Genomic DNA, 26,210 nt, shown 5'->3' with positions numbered 1-26,210 from the left:
AGTTAGTTATGTATTCAAGTGAGTATAAAGTAAGAATAAGGTATGCTGATACTGACCAAATGGGCTTTGTTTATTACGGCAATTACCCTATTTTTTATGAAATTGGAAGAGTTGAAGCTATGAGAAGTTTAGGTTTCAGCTACAAAAAACTTGAAGATAACGGAATTATGATGCCCGTTTTAGAGAGTAGGTCCAAGTATATTTTACCTGCTAAATATGATGAATTGATAACTATCAAAACTACAATTACGTCATTACCTAAAGTTAAAATTCATTTTAACTATGAAATCTTTAATGAAACTAACAAATTGATTCATATAGGAGAAACCACACTGGCTTTTATTAGAAAAGATTCTATGAGGCCTTGTAGGGTACCTTCTGAAATCATTGACTTGCTGAACCCGTTCTATAATGCATGAGTGTTATTGAAAAATATATCATTAACTCCCCAACATACCGGAATGTCACGAATCATCTAAAAAAGATATATTTTAGAAATTCCAGTGCTAACCTGTATGAAATTCTAACTATTTTCATAAATAAGCTGCAAGACAACCAAACTAAGCAAAGAGCTTATGCAGTTGCCTTTAACTTTACACTGGCTGTTTTTCCTGCAATCATCTTTCTCTTTACACTAATCGCTTATATTCCCGACTTAAATGAATCTGAAGTAATGCGGTTTATGGCAAGTATTTTACCAGCCAGTTTTTATGCACAGGCTGAAGGCACCATTTACGATATAATTAGTAAAGAAAGAGGCGGTCTATTATCTTTTGGTTTTATCACAGCATTTTACCTCGCTACTAGCGGGATGACCTCCCTAATAGATACTTTTAACTCCATTTACCACGCTCCCAAAAAACGAACTTTTTTAAGAGAAAAATGGCTGGCAACACTGCTAACTGTATATCTGGCAATTGTAATGATATTTGCTGTATTTCTCCTTATTGCTGGAAATGTCATTTTAAAAACATTACTTAAAGAAGGCTTTATAGACCAAAACTTTATTTATTACCTAATTGATGCATTTAGGTTTATAATCGTCACTTTAATATTTTTCTCAGGAATTTCTATGGTTTATTATTATGGACCAAGAATCCCTGTAAGATGGAAATTCTTTTCTCCAGGAACTGGTATTGCTACTATACTTTCTGTGTTTGTCTCATGGGCATTCTCCTACTACATAGATCACTTTGGTACTTATAATAGACTTTATGGTTCTATCGGTGCCATGATAGGCTTTATGTTCTGGCTATTTGCTCTATCTTTTATTATTTTGATAGGATTCGAAATAAATGCAACATTAGACTTAGCCAAAGAAAAAAATTCTGAGATTTTTTTTGAAAAAAAGAAATAAGATTGCATATTTGCATCCTCAAAACCACTTCAATAACGTAATAGAGAGTTGGCAGAGTGGTCGAATGCGGCGGTCTTGAAAACCGTTGTACCGTGAGGTACCGGGGGTTCGAATCCCTCACTCTCTGCACAAAGGGCATTTTCAGATGAAAATGCCCTTTTTTATTTGCAATACTTGCTGTCTATTTCAACAACTCTTGGTGCTTCATTAAATAATCTAAAGCTTTAGGTACAGCTTGTTCTGGCTTTGTAGGATTAAAGCCTAATTCGTTTCTTGCTTTAGAGATATCAAAATTTTGTTGAAGGCCAGAAAACATCGCAATATCCTTTCTGGTAAGCATGGGAGCTTCACTTTTTATACTAGCTCCAAATTCTATTAAACCTGCCACACCATAAAGCACGAACTTAGGTACAGAATTGGGTGTTTTAAGCTTCAGTTCTGGATAGAGTTTAGCCGCTATTTTGGTGGTGTCTGTAATCGTCATGCATCGCTCATTTGCTAAAATATACCTTTCGCCACTTTTACCTTTTTTAGCCGCTAAATAGCAACCTTCCGCCGCATCGTTTACATCCACCCAGTTTAAAGTAATTTTTGTATCAACTGGTATCTCTTTATTTAATATCAACTTAAGAATATTATAAGATACATTTAGTGGTGCAAAAGCCTCTCCTCCTATCATTGCAGATGGCATTACAGAAACCAGTTCTACTCCTAAATCACTAGCAAGTTTAAAAGCCAACTGCTCTCCATCGTTCTTAGAATTGTAATACATATCTCTACGGTCAGGATTATAACCGTTGCTCTCTTTGGTTGGTAAATTCGTATAATCTAGGGCTGCAATAGAACTTACATATACAATACGTTTCACACCAGCCTCAGCTGCTGCTTCAATTGTATTTCGAATACCATGAATATTGGTATCGTAAATTTCTTTTTTGGGGTCTTTAGCCCACAGCTTAAAAGCTGCCGCTACTGCATAAAATGTTTCTACACCTTGCAAAGCCCTCACAAACGAAGATTTGTCTGTAATATCGGCTTGCACAACTTCACAGTTTAAACCGACAAAAGGTGCTTTGTTTTGAATATTCCTAACAGTGGCTCTTACAGGAATACCTTTTTTTATGAGAAACCTAACTAAGTTATTACCTAAATGTCCATTTGCTCCTGATACGAGTGCTAAATTTTGAGTTGTCATTTTTAAAAGATTTGATGTGCAACTCAAAATTCAGCGTATCGGGCTTCAGTCTACTTGACATTTGTTAGTTAATCATCTTTCTGCGGATTCGACTCAAACTTTCTGGTTTCATTCCGAGAAATGAAGCAATATATTGTACAGGCACATTGTGCAGTATCTCCGGATAATTTTGAATAAGCTTTTTGTATCTCTGCTCTGCTGTTAAAGTTGCAAGTTCGTTTGATCGAGTTTCATTATATAAAATTGCTTCTTGAAAAACTGTAATACTATAATTTTTCATTGCTAAACTTTCAGCTATTAGATTATCTAAATCAACTTTTATTACTCTCAATAGCTCACACTCAGTAATACACTCTACATTTTCATGCGATCGAGTTTGATTAATAAAATGAAAATAGGATGTAAAAAATCCGGGAGGGCAATTTATATGAGTGGTAATTTCATCTCCTTTTTCATCAAAATGGAATAATCTCAAATATCCAGAAACAATAAAGTAAAGGTATTTAGGTATCTTACCTTCTTCTTCAATAATCCTGTTCTTAGGAAGCAAAACAGGCTCAAAAACCTGTTTTATCAATTCAATATCAACTTGTTCAATACTTGTTTTCTCTTTGATATTGTCTATCAACTGTTCATACATAACAGCTTTGTTCAGTTAAAAATTTAGTAATAAAGCAGCTAAAGGCAAGTATGTTTTTATTGTTTAAAATATGACTGAGTTAGTTTTCGACTACCAACTTTCTTGCAATCCATTTTCCAATGCTTTGTTATATGTCTCCAAATCGAAAGTATATAAGTTAGGAGATTTGTGAGCACCACCTTTTCTTATTTCGTCCAACTTATTAAGAATACCATAGCGGGTCATTTTTCTGTAAAAATTCCCCCTGTTTAATTCCTTATCTAGGATAATCTCATAAAGTTTTTGAAGCTCAGACATTGTAAACTTTTCTGGTAAAAGATTTAAGCCTACAGGTTTATAATTAAGATCTCTTCTTAACTGAATTAATGCTTCATCAAAAATCTGCTCATGATCCATCATAAGTGGTGGCAAGTCGTTTATATCTCTCCATTCACATTCATCAGACATATCATCAACCACAGGAGATACATTTTTAAAATTGACTAAACTATAATATCCAAGGCTAACGAATCTATCATTAAACCATAATTCTTTAGACATACCCTCGTATAAATCCTCTGAGCGGTTTAAGTTTCCAAATGCTTTAAACTGATGTAAATAAATATTTTTTGCACCTGTACGCTCTTCTAAAATCTGCGATGCTGCTTCTTGTATAGGTAGATCTTTTCTCACAAAACCACCCGGTAACCCCCACTTTTTTGCACCTTTCATTTTCAAAAGTAAAATCTTAAGGCTTTTTTCATGATACCCAAATACCACACAATCTATCGAGATTCCAGATAAATAGTTATTTCTGTAAAAGGCATCCTTTTCCTTCATTATATCAGCTAATCTGCTCATTGTATTGTTTTAAATCAAACTGTTTGTAGAAATTTAGACTCCATATCAATTGAATAGCCTGCAATTTATATCAGGCTACTTTTCTATGCTTTATTTGCTCAAATTTTTTGCCTTGATTCAAAAACATCCTCACTTATTTCTTATCCAAAGTAAATATTCTGGGAATAGATATTAAATTTTTATGCTTCATTTTGAAGCATTGATATTTTTTTATATAATTGTTTATAAATAAGGCTGTGTAAGTACTATTAAGTAGTACCCTTTTTAATAAAGACTTAAAAGCTACTACTAAGTACTATCATACAGGTACATAAAAATTCAACTTTTAACAGTAAATATCAAAAATGAAATACAACTTTCTATTAGTATGCTGCATACTTTTGAGTATAAAGTTCAGCATTGCCCAAGAAACTAGCTTTAAAATAGTTACAAGTAAAAGCGGACAAATACTTGGTTATAGTGAAATATCAGGCATAAAAATCCTGACAGTTAAAGGAGAAAAATTTAAAGACCTCAACAAAAACGGCAAACTCGACCCATACGAAGACTGGCGCTTACCTGCCGAAGACCGTGCAAAAGACCTTGCGAAAAAATTGAGTGTTGAGCAAATTGCTGGTTTAATGCTTTATAGCGGACACCAAGCAATCCCTGCAGCAAGATTTTCCCCATTTGGAGGAACATACAATGGCAAATCGTTTTCTGATGCTGGTGTAGATGCCTTTGAGTTAACAGATCAGCAAAAAAAGTTTTTAGAGGAAGACAACCTCAGACACGTATTAATTACTTCAGTGCAATCGCCAGAGGTTGCTGCAAAGTGGAATAACAAAGTGCAAGCATTTGTAGAAGGCTTAGGCTTGGGTATTCCGGCTAATAACAGTTCAGACCCAAGAAACACTGCAAATGTGAGCTCTGAATTTAATGCAGGTGCTGGTGGAAAAATATCGTTATGGCCAGATGGTTTGGCAATGGGAGCTACATTTGATCCTGAAATTGTAAAACAGTTTGGTGAAATTGCCTCTAAAGAATATCGCGCATTGGGTATTTCAACTGCACTTTCACCACAAGTCGATCTTGGTACAGAGCCTCGTTGGTTCCGTATTGCCAATGTATTTAGTGAAAGTCCAGACCTTGTTAAAGACATGGGACAGGCCTATGTAGATGGCTTCCAAACATCGAGTAAAGATGTAGAGATAAATGGTGGTTGGGGTTACGAAAGTGTAAACGCGATGGTGAAGCACTGGCCAGGTGGTGGACCTGAAGAAGGAGGAAGAGATGGACACTGGGCAATGGGTAAATTTGCTGTTTATCCGGGAAACAACTTAAAAGATCATATTAAACCATTTACAGAAGGTACTTTTAATCTGCAAGGTGGTACTAAAAAAGCATCTGCTGTAATGCCTTACTACACTATTAGTTTCGATCAGGATAAGGTTAACAACGAAAACGTAGGTAATGGCTTCAGCAAATACATCATCACTGAGTTGTTAAGAGATAAATATGGATACGATGGCGTTGTTTGTACAGATTGGTTAATAACAGGTGATGAAGGGGCAACTCCGGCCACATTTGCAGGCAAACCTTGGGGTGTTGAGAAGCTTAGTATCGCCGAAAGACATTATAAAGTAATAATGGCTGGTGTCGATCAGTTTGGTGGAAATAATGATAAAGGCCCTGTTTTAGAAGCTTACCAAATGGGTATAAAAGAACACGGAAAAGATTTTATGCGTAAGCGTTTTGAGCGTTCTGCTGTTCGTCTACTAAAAAATATCTTTAGAACAGGCTTGTTTGAAAATCCTTATTTAGATGTAGAAAGTACCAAAGCGATTGTAGGTAATCCTGAATTTATGGAAGCTGGCTATCAGGCTCAATTAAAGTCTGTTGTAATGCTGAAAAATAAGAATCAGGTACTACCAGTAAAAGATAAGCAAACAGTTTACATCCCTAAAATTTACACACCTGTAAAAACCGACTGGTGGGGAAACGCAACTCCAGCAAGTCTAGATTATCCAGTTGATATAGAATTAGTAAAAAAATACTTTAATGTAACTGAAAACCCTAGAGAAGCAGATTTTGCAATTGTATTTGTAAAAAACCCACAAAGCGGAGAAGCTGGCTATAGTGATGCCGACAGAGCACAAGATGGAAATGGTTATTTACCAATTTCGCTTCAATACCAAAGCTATACAGCAGAATATGCTCGTGAACAAAGTATTGCAGCCGGTGACCCAGTTATTGACCCTGAAATTACAAACCGTAGTTACCTAGGTAAAACATCAACAGCGACCAACATTATGGACCTAAAAACCATATTAGATACCAAGCTCATTATGAAAGACAAACCGGTAATTGTATCGGTAACTGCTGACAAACCAATGATTTTCTCTGAGTTTGAAAAAAGTGTAGATGGTATTGTGGTGAACTTTGGTGTATCTGCTCAAGCAGTAATGGACATTCTCACAGGAAAAGCAGAGCCTTCTGGTTTACTTCCATTACAAATGCCAGCTAATATGAAAACTGTTGAAGAACAAAAAGAAGATGTCCCTTTTGATATGGAAGCTTACAAAGATTCAGAAGGCAACACTTATGATTTCGGATATGGACTTAACTGGAAGGGAGTAATTAAAGATGAAAGGACTCAAAAATACCAGTTGAAATTTTAAACAACAATTAACTAACTACTTAACTAATGAAAAGACATATAATAGCAGGAGCTTTTGTAGCCTTGACATCTATGCAAGGTTCTTTCGCACAAAAAGCTCCCAAGTTTGGCAAAGCTCCAATAGAGAAAGTTATTGAAGCTATGACGATAGAGGAAAAAGTCAGTATTTTAATCGGTCCGGGTATGCCCGGTTATGCTGGCTTAGTACCTTTAGAAGGCGAACCAGATGTAAGAGTATTGGGTGCTGCTGGTGGTGTAAATGGTATTGAGCGATTGGGAATTCCTGAAATTGTAGTAGCAGATGGACCAGCAGGGTTGCGTATTCAACCTAAGCGTAATAACGATGAGAATACTTACTATGCAACCGCTTTTCCCGTAGGAACTGCGCTTGCTTCTACTTGGAATACAGAATTGATAGAACAAGTGGGGAAAGCCATGGGTGAAGAAGTAAAAGAATATGGTGTTGATATACTTCTTGCTCCTGCTCTAAACATCCATAGAAACCCGCTTAATGGAAGAAACTTCGAATATTATTCAGAAGATCCATTAGTTGCCGGAGAAATCGCGGCGGCCTACATCAATGGTATTCAGTCTAATGGTGTGGGAACTTCTATTAAGCACTTTGCAGCTAACAATCAGGAAACAAACAGACTTACCATTAACGAGCACGTGAGTGAGCGTGCCATGAGAGAATTGTATTTAAGAGGTTTCGAAATAGCCATTAAAAAATCTAAGCCTTGGACGGTGATGTCTGCTTATAATAAAATTAATGGCACTTATGCATCATCAAACAAAGATCTTTTAACTACTGTATTGAGAGACGAATGGGGTTACGAAGGCTTTGTAATGACAGACTGGTTTGGCGGTTATCCAGGCTTCCAGAGTATTATGAAAGATTGTAGCGATGTAGTAGCACAGATTGAAGCAGGTAACGATTTGCTGATGCCTGGTATGGACATTCAGCGAGAAAAGCTGATTGCAGCCATGAAAGCAGGAAAAATCTCTGAAGAAGCGGTAAATACCAGCGTGAAGAAGATTCTGGAAATTGTATTAAAATCACCTACTTATAACAAGGTAAAGTTTACCAACAAACCAGACTTAAAAGCACATGCTGAAATTACTCGCCAATCTGCAACAGAAGGAATGGTATTGCTAAAAAATGAATCTAACATTTTACCTTATACCGAAAAATCAACTCCAATTGCAGTTTTTGGAATTACTTCTTACAACTTTATTGCTGGTGGTACTGGTAGTGGTGATGTAAACGAGGCTTACACCGTTTCACTGATCGAAGGTTTAAACAATGCTGGTTATAAGATTGATCAAGAACTGGAAAAAGCCTATGTTCCTTTTGTAAAAGCAGAAGTTGCCAAAGAGATGAAAAGACGTGAAGAAAATGGTGGCTTACTGGCGGTTCCACAACGACTTAAAGAAATGGCTCTTGATAATGACTTGATTGCTAAAAAAGCTAAAGCATCTGAAGTAGCAGTTATTACAATCGGGAGAAATTCTGGCGAGAATGAAGACCGACACATCAACGAAGATTTTTATTTAGCCCAAGACGAAATCACATTAATCAATCAGGTTTCTAAAGCTTTCCATGCTGAAAACAAAAAGGTAATTGTAATATTGAACATTGGTGGTGTAATTGAAACTGCCAGTTGGAAAGATAAAGTTGATGCCATATTGCTTGCTTGGCAACCCGGACAAGAAGGTGGTAATTCTGTAGCAGATGTATTTTCTGGTACAGCAAACCCTTCTGGTAAATTAACCATGACTTTCCCAGTAGATTACAACCACCATCCATCAGCAACAAACTGGTTGGGCACTCCAATTAGCAACCCAGAAGAAGTTTACTACAAAGAAGGCATTTATGTGGGTTACAGATATTTTAACACATTCGATGTAAAACCATCATACGAATTTGGCTATGGTAGCTCTTACACCACTTTCGAATATGCTGATTTAAAAGTAAATACTTCAAATGTTGATAAGCAAGTAGAAGTAAGTGTAAAGGTTACCAACACAGGTAAAACTGCCGGAAAAGAAATCGTACAATTGTATTTATCTGCCCCAGCTAAATTAGTAGATAAACCAGAATCTGAATTAAAAGCATTTGCCAAAACCAAAACTTTAGAAGCTGGCGAATCCCAAACACTCACTTTCACTTTAACATCAAAAGATTTAGCATCATTTATTGATGAGAAAAGTGCTTGGATTGCCGAAGATGGTAGCTATACGGTTAAAATCGGAGCTTCTTCACTAGATATTAAGCTTACAGAAATTTTCACGGTATCAGAAGATATTGTCGCAGAGAAGGTGAATAACACTTTTGATCTGGATAAAGACTTTAAAGATTTAACATCAAAATAGAAAGTTGAAAACGGCGAAAAGGTCATCTCTATGAGATGGCCTTTTTTTTATTCTATTGATTCATTTTAAATAGAAAATTATAAGTGTTAAAAATACACTTATAATCATCACAAGTCAATATGAATCAAACTTTTAATAAACAGCTAATATTTTTCGTATTTGTAGCTCTCTTATCTGCATGCAACTCAAAACCTAATAAAGGGTTTACAGGTTATTTATTCGCTTATTTTGAAGGTTCTGGCGATGGTCAAAAACAAGAGCAATTACGCTTTGCTGTGAGTGAAGATGCCATTAACTGGTATGCACTAAACAATAATGAGCCAATTATCCCTCCTGCTGAAATATCAAAATCTGGTGGTATTCGTGACCCTCATATTTTAAGAGGTGAAAATGATGACAATTTCTATATAGTTGCCACCGATATGTTCACCATAAAAAATGGCTGGGATAGCAACCCCGGCATTGTAATGCTTAAGTCTAATAATTTAACAGACTGGACATCTAGCTACATAGATATCTCTGAGACTTATCCAGAAAAATTTGGTAATGTAAAATGGGTTTGGGCTCCACAGGTAATTTTCGATAAAGACGAAGGCAAATATCTTATTTACTTTACCATTCGCTATTACGATAGTGAGGACCTAGATTTCTATAGCGCTTATGCAAATGGTGATTTTACAAGTTTCGAAAGTGAACCAGAGCTGATGTTTCACTCAAAATATGGCGCTATAGACGGTGATATTATTTATAAAGATGGCACTTACCACATGTTTTATAAAGGCCATACCCGAAATGATGATTGGGAGATTATAAAAAATGGTATACAACAAGCGACTAGTAAATCTTTAAAAGGACCTTGGGTAGAAGATTTTAAATACCTAGATGTATATGCTGATGACTCAACCGTGGTAGAAGGTTCTTCTGTGTTTAAACTAAACAACTCTGATGAATACATATTGATGTACGACCTGTATGCGAGCCAACAGTATGAATTTCAAAGAAGTACAGACTTATATCATTTCTCTGAAAAATCAGAAAAATTTACTAAGGATTTTCAACCTCGCCATGGCTCTGTTATCGGGATTACAAGTGAAGAAGCCACCAGACTAAATAACAAATGGAGCGGAGTTCCTAAAAACTTACTTATAGAATAAAAAAAAGACAGGTACCAAACTTACCTGTCTCCATTATCTTTGTAAAGTTATCAATCAACTTGCTTTATTAAACAGCTCTTCCAACTTTTCATCTAGCTTAACACCTCTTAATCCTCTGGCGATAATTGTTCCTTCTTCGTCTATTAAGATATTATCTGGAATGGCATTTACATTATAAATAACCCCTGCTTCGCATTCCCAAGCCAATAAATCTGTTATTTGCTCCCAAGGCAATTCGTCTTTTTCTATCGCTTTTAACCAAGGCTCTTTTTTCTGATCGAATGAAACCCCCAACACTTCAAAACCCTTATCGTGAAAATTGTTATATGTTTTTACAAGATTAGGATTCTCTCTTCGGCAAGGTCCACACCACGAAGCCCAAAAATCTACCAATACATATTTACCTTTAATGTCAGATAACTTTACTTTTTCGCCAGCTACATTTTCCATTTCAAAATCTACATACTTGTCTCCTATTTGTGGATTCACACTTAACTCAATAAAACGAGCGATTGATTTACCATCTTCTGTATTTTTAACAACCTCTGGCATTGGTGTAAATAATAACTCTGTTGTATCTCTTCCCCAAGTAGATTTATACACTTTAAGTATGTATGCACTCACCAATGATTCTGGATTGTCTTTAATAAAACCTCTCTGAATTTCTTGCTGAAGATCATTATTGGCTTGATACTCTGCATAAGTAGAATCCCACAAACTCTTTTCTGTATTTTCATCTCTCAAAATGCTTACTAAGCTATCTGCCACTTTTCCGAGAGCTGTCAATTTGCCTTTTAATAGATCATTATCTTTTTGTGTTTGTGAACCTGTAATTACTGCTTCTCTAAATTTTCCATCTTCAGCAGTAATCGTCATTGGACTATTTTCTAACCACAAAGCCCCAAAATTTTCACTATCTTTTATCGAGATATAAACATGGGTAGGAGCATCAACTTTACCTTTCATGGTAAATTTCTCACCTACTACAAATGCTGAGTCCATTTTTTCATTTTGTGTAGCAAGATAAACCACAGAACTATCAGCAATATTTTTTAGCGTTCCTGTGAGTACATAACCTGTTTCTTTTTTCTCATTTTGGCAGGCAAAAAATACGAGAATCGATAAAAAAATTGGGACAATACTTTTCATAAACTAATTTTTTAGTTAAAAACACCTTCAATTCATAAATATACGACAAGGAATTAGTTACCCAAATTTTATTAAAAAAGTTTGATTGAGAAAAAATCATGAAATAAACAGAGCAATCATTTTAACAACCAATACAACTTATCAAGAATTTATCTAGGAAAAATTAGCTTTAACTGACTCTTAGATATATATAGTACTTACCAGCAAAATAACAGATCACTTCACTGACTAACAGTGTAAATCAATGTTCTCTTAAAATTTATTATTTGAAGATGAAGACTTTTTCGCTTGTATCCCTCCTATTGCTTTTTAATATTCTAACAAGCTTTGGCCAAGAAGGCAAACAGCTATATATAAACTATTGTGCAGGTTGCCATGGCACTAATTTAGAAGGCACAACTTCTGCCGCATCGCTACTTAAAACCGAATGGAAAAGCGGTGAAAATAAAGCACAAATTAAAGAAACTATTAAAAATGGTGTTGCTAATACTACAATGATTGCTTGGAGTTCTGTTTTAAATGATGAGCAAATAACATCAATCACACAATTTATTATAGCTTCTCAAAACTCAAACAATACAGCCAATACAAGTAATCATTTCGATTTAATTGACTCAAAGAAATACAATCTAAAAGTTGAAAAACTGGTTACAGAAAATTTGCAAACTCCTTGGGGAATAGAATTTATAAATGCCGATACAGCACTTATTTCAGAAAAGCATGGCAGTTTAAAATGGCTAATCAATGGGAAAGTTTCTTCTCAAACCATAACTGGCTTACCCCAAACCCATACCAAAAGTAGTACTGGTGGTTTTATGGATATTGCTTTTGATCCTGAGTATCAACAAAACGGATGGGTTTATTTGGCTTACAGCCATACCAATGGAGATAATAAAGATGCAAAAGCTTTAGCACTTACTAAAATTGTAAGAGGAAAGATTATAAATAATGCTTGGACTAAGCAGCAAACCTTGTTTGAAGTACCAGATTCTCTTATGGTAGTTCGTGGTAACAGATGGGGTTGTCGCTTTCTGTTTGACAAAGATGGCTATTTGTTTTTCTCTATTGGCGATATGGGAAAAGCCATGGACTCTCAAAACCTGGGCAAAGCAACTGGTAAAGTTTTCAGAATTAATCGTGATGGTTCTATACCAGAAGATAATCCCTTCGTAAATGAAGCAGGTGCACTAAAAGCAATTTATTCTATCGGAAACCGAAATGTGCAGGGCATTTCGCAACATCCGCAAACAGGTGAGATTTGGGCAACAGAACATGGCCCAAGAGGTGGAGACGAGCTCAATATTATAAGAAAAGGTGCTAACTATGGTTGGCCTGTAATTACCTATGGCATCAACTACGATGGCAGCCAAATTACCGATAAAACAGTGCAAGACGGTATGGAACAACCCATTGCTTATTGGACTCCATCAATAGCTGTCTGCCCAACAGAATTTGTAGAAAGCCCACTTTTTAGTGCTTGGGAAAACAACCTACTTGTAGGTGCACTAGCCTTTCAAGAGCTTCGTAGGTTAGTAATAGAAGGCGACAAGGTAACTGAGCAAGAATTACTATTTAAAGGAAAAGGTAGAATTCGTGATATCAAGTTTGGGAAAGATGGTGCTTTATACATTCTCACAAACGACCCAGATGGAATTTTAAAAATCACTCCAGAAGAAGAGCATTAAAAGTGATTTGGTAAGAACTGTCGCAATAACTGAGAAGCTTGATTTCACTTATTTAACAAGAAGATAATTTTACTTGTGGTTAGTGTAAAATTATCTTCTCTTTTTTTAGACAAGAATATTACTCAAAATAAAACTGTAGCCCAAGCTGTAAGGTTTTTAGCGATAAATCTATTCCATAATCTTTAGTAACATTTTTAGGATTAGAATCTAATGCTGGCTCTTTTAGTTTTCGTGTTTCTTGATCATATCCAATAAATCCAAAAGTAGCCTCAAGCCCAACTTTTTTGCTGAGCATATAAACAATACCAGGAGTTACTCCCACACCTAAACCCAAGATATTTTCTTTATCTTCATCAATATTTTTACCTACACCAAAACTTGTTTTTACCATAGGTTGAATAAATAAAAACTCTCTGTAACAGGTTTATGAAACCTTGCAAAAACTTTTACTTCAACTAAATTAGATTCTCGATCAAATTTTTGTGAATCATATTCATAGCGTTCAAAAGAGTTTTTATACCCAATACCTAATCCCAAACTGGTATTGTCTTTTATGAAAAATCCTAAATTAGGTATTATGCTAATCTCTCTAATGATGCTCTTATCAATTAAAAAAGAATTTCCTATCTCATACTCATTTTCTTCCTGGTATTGGGATGCAGTAAATACACCTCCAACTTGCTTTAAACCTTTAGATAATTGAGCGTTAGAAATTAATGGAAGGAAGATGATAAATAATGTGCTGTAAAGGTATCTCATTGATGTTTTAATAGTATTTGTTAAAAACTGTATTAATTCGAAAGATGAATTACTCTCCCTATTTTTTATTACTTATAGGTATTTAACTAATATTATTTTGAGATATTTTAGTATTTTTTCAATAAAAAAACCTGATACAGTCATTACAACTATCTCAGGTTTATGCTATTAATTCTTTTCTTAAATTTTAGCTTTCGTTTGAAAGAGGAATCAACTTAGCCGATAAATCTGGCGTTTCCATGTCTTTAGCAAATGGATACATCGGTCTTTTAATTCTTTTATATTCCAATCTTTCTAAGTACTGGTCAACACCTCCCGGAGTAAGTGCCATAATCCAGTCGGCACGCATGTCGTAAAGTTCAGGTACCAAGTAACCAATTTTTACCACTACTATATCAGTTTCCTTAGGATTTAAGCCAACATCTGTAAAGTCTTTTATGTAGTGATAAGGCTTACGTTTTTTAGTTACAATTACATGTGCACTACCCACTTTTACAACAACTACAGTTTCTGCACTTCTATCGCCATGCTCTATAGCTTCAATTGTTCCTTTTAGCCTTACTGGTGGCGCAAAACGATTATCAACATCAGCACCGGCAGTAGCATCTATTTCACCACCCACACCAATTTCTTCTGCTTTCGCTACAAAGTCAGGTCCAGGGATTGATGCATATATTAATGACGGTCCATCTGCTTTTTTAAACTCAGGCCTTTTAAGTATTTCTGTAATCGTCCAAGTAACGTCACCAGCACCTCCAGCAGTTGGATTATCACCAGAATCACTAATCATAAATGGTACTTTATCACTAGCGATTGCTTTATCTAAAGCTTCTTCTAAAGTGGCAGTAGGTGCAACAAAATCAAACTCGTCTCTAACTGCCCAAAAACTTTCAGCAAGTTCTTCAGCAGCACTCACTACAGCTTCTTTATCATCGCCATAAGTCATAACAACTGCATGGTTTCTTGGCTCATCTGCCCAAGCATAACCAATCCAAATAGATGCATCAATTACACCTTCTTGTTTAGTCGCTGGATCAACTTTAGCATATAAACTTTTAGCAGGCTCAACCCTTGTACTGGTTTGCTCACCCGGTAACAATATTGGAACAGGAATCCATGCTTTGTAAGCTGGTCTACCAGTGCCATTCTCTAAACGAGTAAGTAGATTGTTTACCGCTCTTTCTTTTGTTTCGTATCTGTCTTCGTGTGGTGCCATACGGAAACAAGTAATTAGATCGCTATTTTTAGCTAACCTCAAAGTAACATTACCGTGCAAATCCATTGAAGTAGAAATCAAAGTCTCCATGCCTACTACTTCACGAACTCGTTCGATAAAATCTCCTTCTGGATCGTCTAAACCAACCACACTCATCGCTCCGTGGATATCTAAATACAAACCATCGTAAGGAAGGTTTTGCTTCAATTTCTCTAAAATTTGAGTAACAAGCGATTCATAAGTTTCTCTTGGTACTGCTCCACCCGGGATAGCCGAAGCATACATAGCTGGATACCACTCTGCTCTTTTTAGATGTGGGCCATCTTCTTTTAAAAAAGGATAGTTTTTATACATTTCCTCTCCTACGCTTTTACGAAAAGCATCTTCATAAGAAAGAGCGGGAGAAAATGTACTAGATTCAATAGCTATACCTGCAATAGCTACTTTCGGTTTTTTGCCACCGTCTGCCTCTTGAGCACTGTTATCTCCTGAGTTTGAAGAAGTACAAGCTGCTAATGCAAACAGGTAAAAGATAGTTGTGTAATACAGTATAATTTTCATGTTGAAGTTTTAATTTACAATAGAGTAAAGTTATAAACCACAAGTTAAAACTGCATAATCGAATTTTAAAATAAAGCGTGAAGTGGGAAGATGGCTTATCCAAATTTGAAATTCTTTAAAAGATCAAGGAGCTTATTTTCTTCCCCTTATCTTTACCCCATTAATTAAATCGCATAATAGATAAGTTAAAAATGTATACATCTGAGTTTTTGGCAAAATATGGTTTTACTGAAGAAGAATGGACTAGTTGCTTAAAGGTACTTAGCCAATTAAAAGACAATCCTTTCGAAAATCCGGATAATGATCGGTTTGGGGCACTTGTTACTAAAATCCATAAAACAGCAAAAAAACAACTCAGAAAAAGTGCCTATCAACAAGATAAAAGTGCTGACTTGGCTGTACTCAAACAAGCAACAATTGCCAAGAATGCTTTAAACGGCAATACACTTTTTGATCATAATACATCCGATCAGAAAGACACTTATACCGATTTAAACTTTCCGAAAAACTGCTATAGTTGCAACCAAGCCTATCAAAAAGTGCATTTTTTCTACCATCGCTTATGCCCTACTTGTGCCGAGTTAAACTACAAGCACCGAAATCTTAAAGTTGATCTTAATGGCAGAAATATAATTCTCACTGGTGGCAGAGTTAAAATAGGTTATGCAACCAGCTTAATGCTATTGAGAAGCAAAGCAAACCTAACCGTTACTACCCGTTTTCCGGCTCTGGCTTTAACACAATTCTCTAAAGAAATAGACTACGAAACATGGAAAGATAAACTCACTGTGTATGGTCTGGATTTACGAAACCTAAGTGCGGTAGAAGAATTTATCAGTTATTATAAATCACAACATAAAAGCCTAGATGTGTTGATAAACAATGCTGCTCAAACCATTAAATATGAAAAAGATTATTATCAACCATTAATTGCAAAAGAAAACCAGTTACTGCCTGCCTTTAGGTATCAAAAAAGTTTTACTCAAAACCAGACTCCGGTTATAAGCGATACAAAAGCTTTAGAATCGATAAAACAATCAGTTTCCGATTTAACCTTAAACAGATTTGGGCAGCCTGTAGACTTGCGTACAAAAAACAGTTGGAACAGCACTTTAGAAGAAGTTTCTACCTATGAGTTACTAGAAGTAAACCTGATCAATCAGATATCTCCTTTTTTACTCATTAGAGAATTTACCCCACTGTTAAAAGCATCTACTTTCGCAGAGAAGTTTATTATTAATGTTACCTCTTCTGAAGGGCAGTTTAGCTATCACAACAAAACCATTTTTCATCCACACACAAACATGACAAAAGCTGCTTTAAATATGATGACCAAAACATCTGCGGCCGCTTATGCAAAAGATAAAATCTTTATGAATAGTGTAGATGTAGGTTGGGTTTCTACAGGGGCACATGAAATACTAAGAGAAAAACAATTTGAAGCTGGATATATACCACCACTCGACCCTGTAGATGGAGCTGCTCGTATACTCCATCCTGTTTATGAGGGTTTGGAAAATAAAGTTTATATTGCAGGCGAATTGTTGAAAAATTACCAAATTATCGATTGGTAACCACTAAATAGTGGAAAATTCAGTTTATTAAATATTACAAAAATACGCACAGGTTGTTGGTACAATTTGGAAGTACGCCTGCCCGCCAAGCAGGAGGTTACAGGTTCGAGCCCTGTACAACCTGTGTCCTTATTTTCTTCACTTTTTAATAATCACCAGCTCTTTTTCAGGCTCTATAGGTTCTTCAACTGCATTTACTTCTTCTTTTGCATTTTCGTTTCCCTGCTTTTTGGGCCAAATATGAAAACCACCAGTAAAATATGATTCTATCCTCCATGTTCCCCAAATGCCATTTTCATCTGCGTGGCCTTTGTAATAGACACTATGCGCACCACTATATGTTTTTGTCATAGTTACGGTGCCTGTTTCTTTGTCGTAACTACCGCTCCAACAGAAACTGCCAATGCCATCAGAACCGCCACCTTTAATCTGGCCATTTTTAAATTCCAGATTGCATTCCATCTTATACTTTACATTAAACTGAATATAGAAACCCTCCCAATCTCCACTAGGAAAATCCGGATGCATTTCCATTTTATCATTTGACTCTAGAAACATAATATTATTAGGTTTTATGATTCCTGTTCTACGCTAGTTATTAGCAGGAGAGTTTCTCAGCAAAATCTTAATTACCTGAAACCTTTGATATAGTAAGCTTCATAAATCATTGGAGTGAGGTAAGAATATGGCATCCAGCAAAAACCTGCTCCATCACCCCAATTTGCGAAATTGTTTTTCAAAAGAAAATAGCCCTTTTCTCCCCCATTGTATGCATCGTCGTAACCAACTATACAAGCTGCATGGTTAGAGATACCTTTGCGATATTGGGCTACAAAATCTAATGTTTGTTGGTCTGGCAACTCATAATCGATGGAACCGACAAGCAAGTTTCGCACAAAGTCGTTTTGCCACATTCCGATAATAACCGGATGGTTTTTACTCAAAGCAGACTTTATCCATTCTACATTACTGTCTGAATATTTATTATGCACTTTAAGCCTGCTGTAATCGGTTATTCTTTGCCAATGAATTTTTGGTGATACCTGCTTTTTAATATCAGAGAAGCGGAGACAACCGCAATCGAAATCGCTGCTAAAAACTGTTCCGACTTTTTTTAGAATTTTTAAAGCCTTTTGTGCAGTGCCTAACTGGTCGCATGTTTTACTTCTTTTATAAAACCAAAGAGACGAATTGTGGTAGCTTGCAACCACTCCGGCTGAATATGTTGTATTCTCTACTTCGTTTCTGTCGGTGATATTATGTTTAATGTTAAACTCAGTACTCAATCCCGAATAGGCCGCAGCATAAGCATAACATGTGCCTGCATATTGATATTTGTAAGTAGGGCAATAGCTTGATAAGTTGTTTCTAGTTTTTGTCATAAGAATTATTATAGTTTCCCTGCGAAAACCAACTCTCACTACATTTTGTTAGATTATAATTTAAAAAGCTATTGCTAATTTTATTCAGATTCTTTCACGGGGCTAGTCATAAAAACATAGCCGAAAGCCGCAGCGAGCACTATATAAATTGCTGTAAAGCTGATGATAGTAGTTTCAAACTGTTGGATGTTGAACACAATTTTAACCAAAGCCAACGCAACTACTGTAAAATGCATTACATTGGCAATGGCGACAGGTCGGTTATATATACCGCCAATAAGAGAAGCTTTGCTCATCCAGTTTAACATGGCAAAACCCATATACAAAGCGCCAATTATCTGTAAAAAAAGTGTACTTAGTTGAGTAACTTGTAAGTTGAAAAAAGTGAGTATTTCTTGTGGTATAAATGATAATGCAATGCCTAACAAGCCCAAAAAGCCTGCACTTACTCCCATTAATAGCTTTGTATTCATTATTAATTTTATTGATAAAAGAACTATCTCATTAGTAGCAAGCTTGGGAGATTATTACAAAAATGGATGTTAAATTTTTTGAGGCATGAAAAATCTAATGCTAATTACCTTTTCCATTATAAAACTCTTCAAACAAGTAATCAACAAAAGTTGTGAACAATTTATGTTCAACAGTCGGTAAACCATTCCTTTCTAGCAGGGCTAAATATGCATGAGGGTTATTATATATCAACTCACTAACTTTCCCATCAATAGAAATTTCCAGTTCATACATTACTCCATCCATCACCATAGAAAAAAAACTATCATTTTTCAATCTTAAACTATCTCCATTGTAATTTAAACTGAGTGCGATTTCACTTTGATTTTTGATGTTATCGCTTACAAATGCATTCAAAAAATCTTCAAAAACTGGCCAATCAATATATGTTTCGCTAACAAAGTGATGTCTTTTACTTTTAAAATTTAAACCTCTGCCAAATTGCCAATTTCCTTCTTCAGTTTTTATAATAAAAATAAACCGTTTATAGCTCGTGAGAAATGTAGTTTCTTTTAGTAACAAGTAAGTATCAATTGAATCAAGAAGTTGCTTTTTTCCAGCCCCATCATCAAAATGTAAAACACTTAAACCTTTGTAACTTGAAGATTGTGCATGAGTCGAATTAATAGGCAACAGGTAGAATATCACTAGAATAAAAAGCCTCATAAATTTAAATTTCTACAACTGCTGCATCGCTTGCATAAAATTGTTTTGTCCCCAGTGATCTACATATTTCCCATCTTTTAACCTTACCATGTCAATCACAGTAATTTTTACTTTTTTGCCAGTGGCTGGTTTTCCCATAAGCTCACCCGAGTGTGTACCTTCAATTGTTTTTAGTGAAGACACCAAATCGTTTTCGGCAGTTTGTTCGTGAATGGTGATGCTCAAATCTGGAAAGCCTTGATGTAAAATCTCTGCAAACTTTATTAAACCAGTAACATCACTGGGAAAGCCCGCTGGAATAGTATGGTTTACAAACTCTTCTGAAACAATGTCTTGTAAAATACTAGTATCTCCGTCTTGTAAAAACTCTTTGTTAAAGCGGTTTACAACATGTTTGTTTAATTCTAAAGTATTCATTTGTCTTTATCGTATGCTTTTCTCCATTGATGAACAGACCTTAAAAAATCTCTGGGAGCTACCAGATCGAAGCTTACTTTTTCGCTATTTGTACTCTTAAACTCTCTATAATTAAAGATGTATCTACCATTATAATCTTTAACATTAGCATGATAACCATCTGGAATTTTGTCTGGATTCTTTAATGCTTTTAAGTTAAAAGCTTCAATAAATGCAGAAAGCTTCTCTTTATTTATACTTACATATTTTACTGTAGGATCAGTAACATATTCTTTGGTGTAGTCTGCCAAAACATAAGCTGGTCGAGGTGCTACACCACCATCATTAAAATAAAAAAATACAACTTGCCCGCAGGTTTTACATTTTAACACATCACAATTGTGTAATGGATAAGCACCTATAAACTCTTTTGTAGCATCTGAAGATTTGATGCTTAAATAACTGAGATAACCATAAGTATCATCATACAAACCACCAATTTTCTCAAAAAGCTTATGATCAATTTTATTGATTACATGTCCACAAGCATTGCTGCTAACATTATCTTTTAGGTAAGTATTTAAGTTCTGATAATTTACTCCCATTACAATTTTAGACCGCTATAAATTACCATTTAAGTTAGTAAGTCTATCTTGTGTATCAAAATCAGCTTCTATTAACTTCCCAAGTCGCAAGCCTTCTACTTTATTTTCAGTAAGTTTTATTTTAAAGCTTCTGTCTATTAAATAATTAATAAAAGCATTTTTATGGTTTAGCTCCATACTACTGATTAATTGCGGGAACTTCGTCATAATCGGTTCTACCCTGTCTCTATCTATTGGAGCAATATCGTCGCTTTCGATTGTTACCACCAAAGTACCTTGACCATAATTGGCGCAATAATAACTTTTCGCATTAAACAGGCCGCAGGCGATCATACCTACTTTATGCTCAAAGTTTTGATCTACAGTAAAATGTGGATCTATCAACTCTTCTACCTGTTTATCCTCGCCTAAAGTTTTTAGCTGATGAGACTGCAAAAGCAAATCGTTTGGGATACCGCTTTGCGCATTTGCCCAGCCCCACATCCACGAGCTGTCGTTAAAGGAAAGAGAACCTATTACTTGCACAGGAAATGAAAGCTCAGAACCAAAAGAAATGGTGCCGGTATTCATGTCGAATTGCCAAGAATTATCTCCGATTACCTCGCCAAATAACAATTGTTTTTCGAAAGAAAGTGCGGCGTGGTGTTCAAAAAGCTCATTAAAAGAAGTCCAATCTTTTTTGGAAAGTTTATCAAAACCCTGCTCTTTGGTTTTGTTTTCTTTATCAGACTTAAAAAGTTTATCGAATAGACTCATCTGGTGTATTTTATTATTTTAGATAAAATGAACAAAAACTGCTCTTTTATACTTATTTAAGCCAATTTTTTGTGATTTCGTTTATTAATTCTTTATAAACTTTTATAAGGTTGAAATCTATAATACTTCGGAGTGGAATCTATACGTACATGAAGCCAACTTACACCCAAACCTGCTGTACTCAACCATCGTGGCGATTCGCCAATTAACTTGCTATATTCTTTTGTTACTAACTGCCACATTTCATCTACTTGTTCGGGCGGAGCATTTCTCACAAAATCTGCCATATGCGCATAATGAAAATCATCGCTAATATCTATAGGCACTACCAATTGCGCATCGCCACGTAAATTAGGAAAGGTTACCACCTGCTTATCTGTAGCAAAATACTTTAAAAAAGGAGATTTATCGGCTATAATGTTTGGTAGCGTATTGCTATTTACTGCTACAAATTCAAATTCGGTATTTAACAATTGGGCGGTAATCGGCTTTACTTCCCAGTAATAACCCTTAAACGGACACTTGACCAGCACATCTGTTAATAAGTTACGAAAATCTACAGATGTAGCCATCAAATTAATTACTTCTTTAAAAGAAAGAATTTTTCCTTCGTGAGTAAACTTATATTTTTTTACCCTGCCGGGCTCCAAAAACTCTTTTACAACTTCCATAAATAAATTTAGAGAAAGTAGGTGATAGATTTAAATTTCAAAAACTACTGGTGGATTCACCAAACCTTTGTCCGAATCCATATTTGAGGCATTTATATATTTTGTAGTTGCATTTTCTAAGACTCCATAACTTGCATGCACATGCCCGAAAATATGAATTTTTGGTTTCACATAAGTTAGCTTCTTTTTTAATTCTTCGCAACCCAGTACCATGCCCGAAGCAGATTTATCTAGTATGCCTTTGGGAGGTGTATGCGTAATTAATATATCTGTGTTTTTAGGAATTAAGCGCCAGTGTTTGTTCATGGCATTGCCTCTTTGTACTCCAAATGCCCAACCAATTAAATCTGGCTGCACCGGAGAACCCCAAATGTTTAAGCCATTTAACTTAAATCCACTATCATTTAAATAGGTAATACCTGTAGGAATAAGCGATTTAAAATCTTTTGGTTTATCAGCAGCAAAAAAATCGTGATTACCACCTATAAATATTTTTGTGTGGTAATTAAGTGCCTCAAACCAGTTTAGAAAATCGTGCATTTGCGCAGTATCTCCTAGATGGCAAAAATCTCCACCATGTATGAGCACATCTCCTTTGGGTAAAGCAAGTTCTCTATGATACCCGTGTGTGTCGGATATTACGACAAATTTCATAATAGAAATTAAAATTGAGAATGATTAATAAATCCGGAAATCTCAGAAACTAACTATTTTGGATTTTCCTCTTTTTAATCAATGCGCCCAGTAGAGTTGTTATCCATTCTTGCTCAGCATCGCTGGCTTCTTCTAAAAAGTAAGTTGTTTTGGATTTGCTAATTAATGCGGGCATTTCTATGCCTGCGCCAAAAGTCCATTGTAGTTTCCAAACATATCTGAAATTTTCAAAAATGGAAAAAATATTGGCCTTTAAATGCTTCATTTTTACCACTTGTATATCGTCTAAATGAAACACTGACTTTTTCTCTTTAAAAGGCTTTTGCTTTATAATGGTAAACTTGTCTTTTGTAAGTATGAGTGTTTGGGTTTCTTTAATTGAATTATAAAGTTGATAACCCATAAAAGCAGATATTAACAAAAATGGAATGGTGAAGATGATAAAAATAGCATTGCCTTGCATTACCATAATTGGTATTGAAGTTAATATGCCAAGCGGTAAAATAGTAAAGATTAAATAAGGTATATCTGAGACAGTAAAGCCTTTGGCAGGTAAAAAAATTTCGAAACCTTCTCCCAAACCTCTTTTTAATTCGACCTTGGAGCCTGTTGGCGGAATAATGAGTGAGTTTTCGTCAATAGAGCTAGCCAACTCACTGGCTTTGTATAAAGAATTACAGTTGCTACACTTGGCAAGATCTGTCGCTATATTGATATCAATAGGATCAATTGTATGATCACATTTGGGGCAGGTTAACTCCATTGTTTGTACAAGTTCAGTCAAATATTATTTCTGTTTTATTGAAGTGCATCTCCCCTCTATTCTACATGCCTTTACTCAAAGATTAATCTTAAATATACATTAAAGAAAGCTTCTTGCTGGGAAATTGTTTATTGTTCGCTGGGAAAGGGATAGTGTATTTAAAAGAAGTATAGTGAATATCAGGTTTTAGCTGTTAGTTTTCTTAAGTCTTTAAGCTCATCAGTAAAATAGTGCTTCTCATATTTTCTATTAGATTTTTTTAAATTTCGAGTGCATCTATCTGTAAAATAACCATACCTTTCGTGAGCAAAACCATAGACTACATATTTTTTAAATAGTTTGAATCGCATACCACAAGTAGCTCCTTCTTTTGCTGTTGCTATTTTTATAACTTTTCGCTGCTCTCCTTTAAATTGTTCAGAAACTAAAATCGTGAACTCGAAATATTTATATTTAAAATACTCACCTGATTCTAACTTTTCATCAGTTGTGTAGGTTTTCACCTTTCTACTAATTACCCTACCAACAAAAATGATATCTGACCTATTGATTTCCTCTTCCATTGACTCACCTCCACCACAAGAACAAGCAAACAAATCTATAGAGGCAAAAAAGAGTATTGAAGTGATAATGAGTTTTAGTTTCATAGAGGGAATAATTTAAATAAAAAAACTCTTTACTCGCTTTCGATCAAGTTTACTTCTAAATCGAAGTTTTTATTTTCTTCCCATCCTTCGAAATTGTCTTGTAGGTGCATATGGCAATTATCATAATTCTCTAGATGACTTTTCACTCTATCAAAGAAATGGCAAATTTTCAGTAATTCATCTTTCGAAGCGTAAATCATTCCTGTTTTTGCTTCTATAGCAATGCTCTCTTCTTCTGAAATCTCTTTTGAAAAATATATATTCATTTTAATTTGACTTAAATTTAGTTTGATTAAATACTCAATCAATCCCTATAATAGAAAGGTCTTTGGGTTTGAGTTCGCTGGTTATAAGTCTGTCTTTTACGAGCTCTTTTATTTTTTCTGTAAGAATATCTATACTTCTCTTTTTAGCATAAGGCCTTTGGTATACAAGACTAATTTCTCTTACTGGTAGCGGAAATTCAAAATGTCTGGTTTTCTGCTTCTTTTCTTCGGGCATTAAATTATAGTATAGCTCTGGCACCAATGTACAACCACCAAACTGATCGGTAAGATTTAATAATGTATCGAATGAGCTAGCATCGAAAGTGAGGTTTTCTGGCCCAATAGACTTCTCTCTAATATCGCAAATAGTTGAGCTTTGGTTTCTAAAACAATTACCTTCTTCTAACAACCATATCTTTTTGTTCTGTATATCTGTAGGTGAGATGTATTTCTTATTACTCTCTTGTATGCCGTATACCATCATAGCTTCGTAATACAGAATATTTTCTTCGAGCACATCGTCTCCCAGTGGCGAAGCCAATATACCAATATCTATCTTTTGCGAGATTATCTGGTGCTTTAGTTCTTCTGTAGTAATCTCTGTAATATTAAAGTGTAAACCCGGATACTCCTTTAATAGAGTAGGTAATATAATAGGTAGCAAAGAATTGGCTATCGTCGGGATTATCCCCAAACGGATTACTCCACTCAACCCTTGAGACTCTTGGTTATTTAAAGTAAGCATCTCGTTGCGGTTGGTAAGAATCTTTTTTGCCAGTTGAATTATCTGCTCTCCTTCCTCAGTAGTTTTAACTGGTTGACGCGACCTGTCGAACAAAACCATGTTTAATTCAGCTTCCAGTTTCTTAATCATAGCACTTAAAGTTGCCTGTGTTACACAACAACTTTCAGCAGCTTGCGCAAAATGCTTGTGCTGATCTACCGCCAATACATATTCGAGTTGCTGGAAATTCATGATAGATGCTGTCTATTTTGTTTATAGAAATATTTAATCAAATCTAATCAACAAAGTATATACATTTGCATAGATAAATTACAAATAACAAAATTTTTAAAACTAAAGACATGGCATTCACTGGAAAAAAATTCCCAAATATTGATGTTGCAGCTATGAACGAAATGGGTGATACCATTTCAGTAAATATTTTTAAAGAAGCAGTAGAAAACAAAAAGAAAGTTTTACTTTTCTGGTACCCAAAAGATTTCACTTTTGTTTGCCCTACTGAGTTACACGCTTTCCAGGAGGCTTTACCAGAATTTGAAAAAAGAAACACTATTGTAGTTGGAGCTTCTTGCGATACTGCTGAGGTTCACTTTGCATGGTTAAACACTGCAAAAGACAATGGTGGAATCGAAGGTGTAACTTACAACCTTCTTGCAGATAGCAACCGTAACCTTTCTTCTATATTAGACATCTTAGATGTTAGCGAAGTAATTTATGACGAAGAGTTAGATGCTGAAATCAAAGTTGGTGACAACGTATCTTACCGCGCTACTTACTTAATCGACGAGGAAGGTACAGTATTCCACGAAGGTATCAACCACATGCCTTTAGGAAGAAATGTAAAAGAATTTATTAGACTTATCGACGCTTACGCTCACGTACAGCAACATGGTGAAGTTTGCCCTGCAAACTGGGAAGAAGGAAAACAAGCTATGAACGCTAACAGAGACGGTGTTGCAAGTTATTTAAGTACTCACTAAAAAT

Annotated in this window: 28 protein-coding genes and 2 tRNA genes; 10 read left to right on the top strand and 20 right to left on the bottom strand. The window is 35.3% G+C overall.

Going from position 1 to position 26,210, the window contains the following annotated elements; translation table 11 throughout:
- Positions 1-8 precede the first annotated feature (8 nt).
- From OQ292_RS10320 to OQ292_RS10310, 3 genes are all read left to right on the top strand, one after another.
- The gene (locus OQ292_RS10320; RefSeq protein WP_284682049.1) at positions 9-419 is read left to right on the top strand and encodes an acyl-CoA thioesterase; all 411 of its coding nucleotides are present in this window, start codon (positions 9-11) and stop codon (positions 417-419) included.
- On the top strand, positions 416-1,357 hold the full coding sequence (locus OQ292_RS10315; RefSeq protein ID WP_284682048.1) for a YihY/virulence factor BrkB family protein: 942 nt from the start codon (positions 416-418) through the stop codon (positions 1,355-1,357). The genes OQ292_RS10320 and OQ292_RS10315 overlap by 4 nt, the downstream gene beginning before the upstream one ends.
- Before the next feature lie 42 nt (positions 1,358-1,399).
- Positions 1,400-1,484 (top strand) — tRNA-Ser (locus tag OQ292_RS10310).
- Positions 1,485-1,538: 54 nt separating this feature from the next.
- Here the strand turns inward: OQ292_RS10310 and OQ292_RS10305 are convergent.
- From OQ292_RS10305 to OQ292_RS10295, 3 genes are all read right to left on the bottom strand, one after another.
- Positions 1,539-2,552, bottom strand: coding sequence for an NAD-dependent epimerase/dehydratase family protein (locus OQ292_RS10305; protein ID WP_284682047.1), 1,014 nt, complete (start codon positions 2,550-2,552; stop codon positions 1,539-1,541).
- 64 nt (positions 2,553-2,616) lie between these two features.
- The gene (locus OQ292_RS10300; protein WP_284682046.1) at positions 2,617-3,192 is read right to left on the bottom strand and encodes a Crp/Fnr family transcriptional regulator; all 576 of its coding nucleotides are present in this window, start codon (positions 3,190-3,192) and stop codon (positions 2,617-2,619) included.
- 90 nt (positions 3,193-3,282) lie between these two features.
- Positions 3,283-4,032, bottom strand: a complete 750-nt coding sequence (locus OQ292_RS10295; protein WP_284682045.1) for an NUDIX hydrolase — start codon at positions 4,030-4,032, stop codon at positions 3,283-3,285.
- A gap of 344 nt (positions 4,033-4,376) precedes the next feature.
- On the opposite strand from OQ292_RS10295, the gene OQ292_RS10290 reads away from it, so the two are divergent.
- The 3 genes from OQ292_RS10290 (at position 4,377) to OQ292_RS10280 (ending at position 10,218) form a co-directional block, all read left to right on the top strand.
- Positions 4,377-6,692: a glycoside hydrolase family 3 protein gene (locus OQ292_RS10290; RefSeq protein ID WP_284682044.1), complete on the top strand. Its 2,316-nt coding sequence runs from the start codon at positions 4,377-4,379 to the stop codon at positions 6,690-6,692.
- Between the two features lie 26 nt (positions 6,693-6,718).
- Positions 6,719-9,064, top strand: a complete 2,346-nt coding sequence (locus OQ292_RS10285) for a beta-glucosidase (RefSeq protein WP_284685974.1) — start codon at positions 6,719-6,721, stop codon at positions 9,062-9,064.
- 119 nt (positions 9,065-9,183) lie between these two features.
- The gene (locus tag OQ292_RS10280) at positions 9,184-10,218 is read left to right on the top strand and encodes a glycoside hydrolase family 43 protein (RefSeq protein ID WP_284685973.1); all 1,035 of its coding nucleotides are present in this window, start codon (positions 9,184-9,186) and stop codon (positions 10,216-10,218) included.
- A gap of 54 nt (positions 10,219-10,272) precedes the next feature.
- On the opposite strand, the gene OQ292_RS10275 is transcribed toward OQ292_RS10280, so the two are convergent.
- Positions 10,273-11,367: a TlpA disulfide reductase family protein gene (locus tag OQ292_RS10275; RefSeq protein WP_284685972.1), complete on the bottom strand. Its 1,095-nt coding sequence runs from the start codon at positions 11,365-11,367 to the stop codon at positions 10,273-10,275.
- A 272-nt stretch (positions 11,368-11,639) separates the two neighbouring features.
- Here OQ292_RS10275 and OQ292_RS10270 point away from each other — a divergent pair, with 272 nt between their 5' ends.
- On the top strand, positions 11,640-13,052 hold the full coding sequence (locus OQ292_RS10270) for a PQQ-dependent sugar dehydrogenase (RefSeq protein ID WP_284685971.1): 1,413 nt from the start codon (positions 11,640-11,642) through the stop codon (positions 13,050-13,052).
- 118 nt (positions 13,053-13,170) lie between these two features.
- Here the strand turns inward: OQ292_RS10270 and OQ292_RS10265 are convergent, their stop codons facing one another.
- From OQ292_RS10265 to OQ292_RS10255, 3 genes are all read right to left on the bottom strand, one after another.
- Positions 13,171-13,443, bottom strand: a complete 273-nt coding sequence (locus OQ292_RS10265) for a hypothetical protein (protein WP_284685970.1) — start codon at positions 13,441-13,443, stop codon at positions 13,171-13,173.
- Positions 13,437-13,811 carry a hypothetical protein gene (locus OQ292_RS10260; RefSeq protein WP_284685969.1) on the bottom strand — a complete coding sequence of 125 codons (375 nt, stop codon included), beginning with the start codon at positions 13,809-13,811 and terminating at the stop codon, positions 13,437-13,439. The genes OQ292_RS10265 and OQ292_RS10260 overlap by 7 nt, the downstream gene beginning before the upstream one ends.
- Before the next feature lie 187 nt (positions 13,812-13,998).
- Positions 13,999-15,588: a M81 family metallopeptidase gene (locus tag OQ292_RS10255; RefSeq protein ID WP_284685968.1), complete on the bottom strand. Its 1,590-nt coding sequence runs from the start codon at positions 15,586-15,588 to the stop codon at positions 13,999-14,001.
- A 191-nt stretch (positions 15,589-15,779) separates the two neighbouring features.
- On the opposite strand from OQ292_RS10255, the gene OQ292_RS10250 reads away from it, so the two are divergent.
- Both OQ292_RS10250 and OQ292_RS10245 read left to right on the top strand, forming a co-directional pair.
- Complete coding sequence (locus OQ292_RS10250) at positions 15,780-17,162, top strand: SDR family NAD(P)-dependent oxidoreductase (protein ID WP_284685967.1); 1,383 nt, start codon at positions 15,780-15,782, stop codon at positions 17,160-17,162.
- A 50-nt stretch (positions 17,163-17,212) separates the two neighbouring features.
- Positions 17,213-17,286, top strand: a tRNA-Gly gene (locus tag OQ292_RS10245).
- Positions 17,287-17,300: 14 nt separating this feature from the next.
- Here the strand turns inward: OQ292_RS10245 and OQ292_RS10240 are convergent.
- The 13 genes from OQ292_RS10240 to OQ292_RS10180 all read right to left on the bottom strand — a co-directional run bounded on the left by OQ292_RS10240 (position 17,301) and on the right by OQ292_RS10180 (position 25,457).
- On the bottom strand, positions 17,301-17,720 hold the full coding sequence (locus OQ292_RS10240; RefSeq protein ID WP_284685966.1) for a hypothetical protein: 420 nt from the start codon (positions 17,718-17,720) through the stop codon (positions 17,301-17,303).
- Positions 17,721-17,791: 71 nt separating this feature from the next.
- Positions 17,792-18,544, bottom strand: coding sequence for a C1 family peptidase (locus OQ292_RS10235; RefSeq protein WP_284685965.1), 753 nt, complete (start codon positions 18,542-18,544; stop codon positions 17,792-17,794).
- Positions 18,545-18,624: 80 nt separating this feature from the next.
- On the bottom strand, positions 18,625-19,017 hold the full coding sequence (locus OQ292_RS10230; RefSeq protein ID WP_284685964.1) for a hypothetical protein: 393 nt from the start codon (positions 19,015-19,017) through the stop codon (positions 18,625-18,627).
- A 100-nt stretch (positions 19,018-19,117) separates the two neighbouring features.
- Positions 19,118-19,723, bottom strand: coding sequence for a hypothetical protein (locus OQ292_RS10225; RefSeq protein WP_284685963.1), 606 nt, complete (start codon positions 19,721-19,723; stop codon positions 19,118-19,120).
- Between the two features lie 12 nt (positions 19,724-19,735).
- Entirely contained in the window at positions 19,736-20,140 is a 405-nt protein-coding gene (locus tag OQ292_RS10220; RefSeq protein ID WP_284685962.1) for an ester cyclase, read from the bottom strand.
- A complete protein-coding gene (locus tag OQ292_RS10215) occupies positions 20,137-20,724 on the bottom strand; it encodes a hypothetical protein (protein ID WP_284685961.1) in 588 nt (195 codons plus the stop codon). Before OQ292_RS10215 ends, OQ292_RS10220 begins: the two co-directional genes overlap by 4 nt.
- 15 nt (positions 20,725-20,739) lie before the next feature.
- Entirely contained in the window at positions 20,740-21,480 is a 741-nt protein-coding gene (locus OQ292_RS10210) for a DUF6882 domain-containing protein (RefSeq protein WP_284685960.1), read from the bottom strand.
- A 92-nt stretch (positions 21,481-21,572) separates the two neighbouring features.
- Positions 21,573-22,151, bottom strand: a complete 579-nt coding sequence (locus OQ292_RS10205; protein ID WP_284685959.1) for a DUF6940 family protein — start codon at positions 22,149-22,151, stop codon at positions 21,573-21,575.
- 30 nt (positions 22,152-22,181) lie between these two features.
- Entirely contained in the window at positions 22,182-22,805 is a 624-nt protein-coding gene (locus OQ292_RS10200) for a metallophosphatase domain-containing protein (protein WP_284685958.1), read from the bottom strand.
- Between the two features lie 49 nt (positions 22,806-22,854).
- Positions 22,855-23,589: a hypothetical protein gene (locus OQ292_RS10195; RefSeq protein WP_284685957.1), complete on the bottom strand. Its 735-nt coding sequence runs from the start codon at positions 23,587-23,589 to the stop codon at positions 22,855-22,857.
- 158 nt (positions 23,590-23,747) lie between these two features.
- Entirely contained in the window at positions 23,748-24,215 is a 468-nt protein-coding gene (locus OQ292_RS10190; protein ID WP_284685956.1) for a hypothetical protein, read from the bottom strand.
- Between the two features lie 29 nt (positions 24,216-24,244).
- Positions 24,245-24,481 (bottom strand): hypothetical protein, encoded by a 237-nt coding sequence (locus OQ292_RS10185; RefSeq protein WP_284685955.1) that lies wholly within the window; start codon positions 24,479-24,481, stop codon positions 24,245-24,247.
- 34 nt (positions 24,482-24,515) lie between these two features.
- Positions 24,516-25,457 (bottom strand): LysR substrate-binding domain-containing protein, encoded by a 942-nt coding sequence (locus tag OQ292_RS10180; RefSeq protein WP_284685954.1) that lies wholly within the window; start codon positions 25,455-25,457, stop codon positions 24,516-24,518.
- A 110-nt stretch (positions 25,458-25,567) separates the two neighbouring features.
- Between OQ292_RS10180 and OQ292_RS10175 the strand changes: the two genes are divergently transcribed.
- Positions 25,568-26,206: a peroxiredoxin gene (locus OQ292_RS10175; protein WP_284685953.1), complete on the top strand. Its 639-nt coding sequence runs from the start codon at positions 25,568-25,570 to the stop codon at positions 26,204-26,206.
- The last annotated feature ends 4 nt before the right edge of the window (positions 26,207-26,210 follow it).

It is taken from the genome of Chondrinema litorale (assembly GCF_026250525.1).
GTDB lineage: Bacteria > Bacteroidota > Bacteroidia > Cytophagales > Flammeovirgaceae > Chondrinema > Chondrinema litorale.
The sequence above is the reverse complement of the archived record's forward strand: the minus strand, read 5'-3'. Positions and strand labels throughout refer to the sequence as shown.

Coding starts and splice junctions, on each gene's coding strand:
- OQ292_RS10320 (WP_284682049.1), top strand. CDS start 9: ATGTATTCAAGTGAGTATAAAGTAAGAATAAGGTATGCTGATACTGAC.
- OQ292_RS10315 (WP_284682048.1), top strand. CDS start 416: ATGAGTGTTATTGAAAAATATATCATTAACTCCCCAACATACCGGAAT.
- OQ292_RS10305 (WP_284682047.1), bottom strand. CDS start 2,552: ATGACAACTCAAAATTTAGCACTCGTATCAGGAGCAAATGGACATTTA.
- OQ292_RS10300 (WP_284682046.1), bottom strand. CDS start 3,192: ATGTATGAACAGTTGATAGACAATATCAAAGAGAAAACAAGTATTGAA.
- OQ292_RS10295 (WP_284682045.1), bottom strand. CDS start 4,032: ATGAGCAGATTAGCTGATATAATGAAGGAAAAGGATGCCTTTTACAGA.
- OQ292_RS10290 (WP_284682044.1), top strand. CDS start 4,377: ATGAAATACAACTTTCTATTAGTATGCTGCATACTTTTGAGTATAAAG.
- OQ292_RS10285 (WP_284685974.1), top strand. CDS start 6,719: ATGAAAAGACATATAATAGCAGGAGCTTTTGTAGCCTTGACATCTATG.
- OQ292_RS10280 (WP_284685973.1), top strand. CDS start 9,184: ATGAATCAAACTTTTAATAAACAGCTAATATTTTTCGTATTTGTAGCT.
- OQ292_RS10275 (WP_284685972.1), bottom strand. CDS start 11,367: ATGAAAAGTATTGTCCCAATTTTTTTATCGATTCTCGTATTTTTTGCC.
- OQ292_RS10270 (WP_284685971.1), top strand. CDS start 11,640: ATGAAGACTTTTTCGCTTGTATCCCTCCTATTGCTTTTTAATATTCTA.
- OQ292_RS10265 (WP_284685970.1), bottom strand. CDS start 13,443: ATGGTAAAAACAAGTTTTGGTGTAGGTAAAAATATTGATGAAGATAAA.
- OQ292_RS10260 (WP_284685969.1), bottom strand. CDS start 13,811: ATGAGATACCTTTACAGCACATTATTTATCATCTTCCTTCCATTAATT.
- OQ292_RS10255 (WP_284685968.1), bottom strand. CDS start 15,588: ATGAAAATTATACTGTATTACACAACTATCTTTTACCTGTTTGCATTA.
- OQ292_RS10250 (WP_284685967.1), top strand. CDS start 15,780: ATGTATACATCTGAGTTTTTGGCAAAATATGGTTTTACTGAAGAAGAA.
- OQ292_RS10240 (WP_284685966.1), bottom strand. CDS start 17,720: ATGTTTCTAGAGTCAAATGATAAAATGGAAATGCATCCGGATTTTCCT.
- OQ292_RS10235 (WP_284685965.1), bottom strand. CDS start 18,544: ATGACAAAAACTAGAAACAACTTATCAAGCTATTGCCCTACTTACAAA.
- OQ292_RS10230 (WP_284685964.1), bottom strand. CDS start 19,017: ATGAATACAAAGCTATTAATGGGAGTAAGTGCAGGCTTTTTGGGCTTG.
- OQ292_RS10225 (WP_284685963.1), bottom strand. CDS start 19,723: ATGAGGCTTTTTATTCTAGTGATATTCTACCTGTTGCCTATTAATTCG.
- OQ292_RS10220 (WP_284685962.1), bottom strand. CDS start 20,140: ATGAATACTTTAGAATTAAACAAACATGTTGTAAACCGCTTTAACAAA.
- OQ292_RS10215 (WP_284685961.1), bottom strand. CDS start 20,724: ATGGGAGTAAATTATCAGAACTTAAATACTTACCTAAAAGATAATGTT.
- OQ292_RS10210 (WP_284685960.1), bottom strand. CDS start 21,480: ATGAGTCTATTCGATAAACTTTTTAAGTCTGATAAAGAAAACAAAACC.
- OQ292_RS10205 (WP_284685959.1), bottom strand. CDS start 22,151: ATGGAAGTTGTAAAAGAGTTTTTGGAGCCCGGCAGGGTAAAAAAATAT.
- OQ292_RS10200 (WP_284685958.1), bottom strand. CDS start 22,805: ATGAAATTTGTCGTAATATCCGACACACACGGGTATCATAGAGAACTT.
- OQ292_RS10190 (WP_284685956.1), bottom strand. CDS start 24,215: ATGAAACTAAAACTCATTATCACTTCAATACTCTTTTTTGCCTCTATA.
- OQ292_RS10185 (WP_284685955.1), bottom strand. CDS start 24,481: ATGAATATATATTTTTCAAAAGAGATTTCAGAAGAAGAGAGCATTGCT.
- OQ292_RS10180 (WP_284685954.1), bottom strand. CDS start 25,457: ATGAATTTCCAGCAACTCGAATATGTATTGGCGGTAGATCAGCACAAG.
- OQ292_RS10175 (WP_284685953.1), top strand. CDS start 25,568: ATGGCATTCACTGGAAAAAAATTCCCAAATATTGATGTTGCAGCTATG.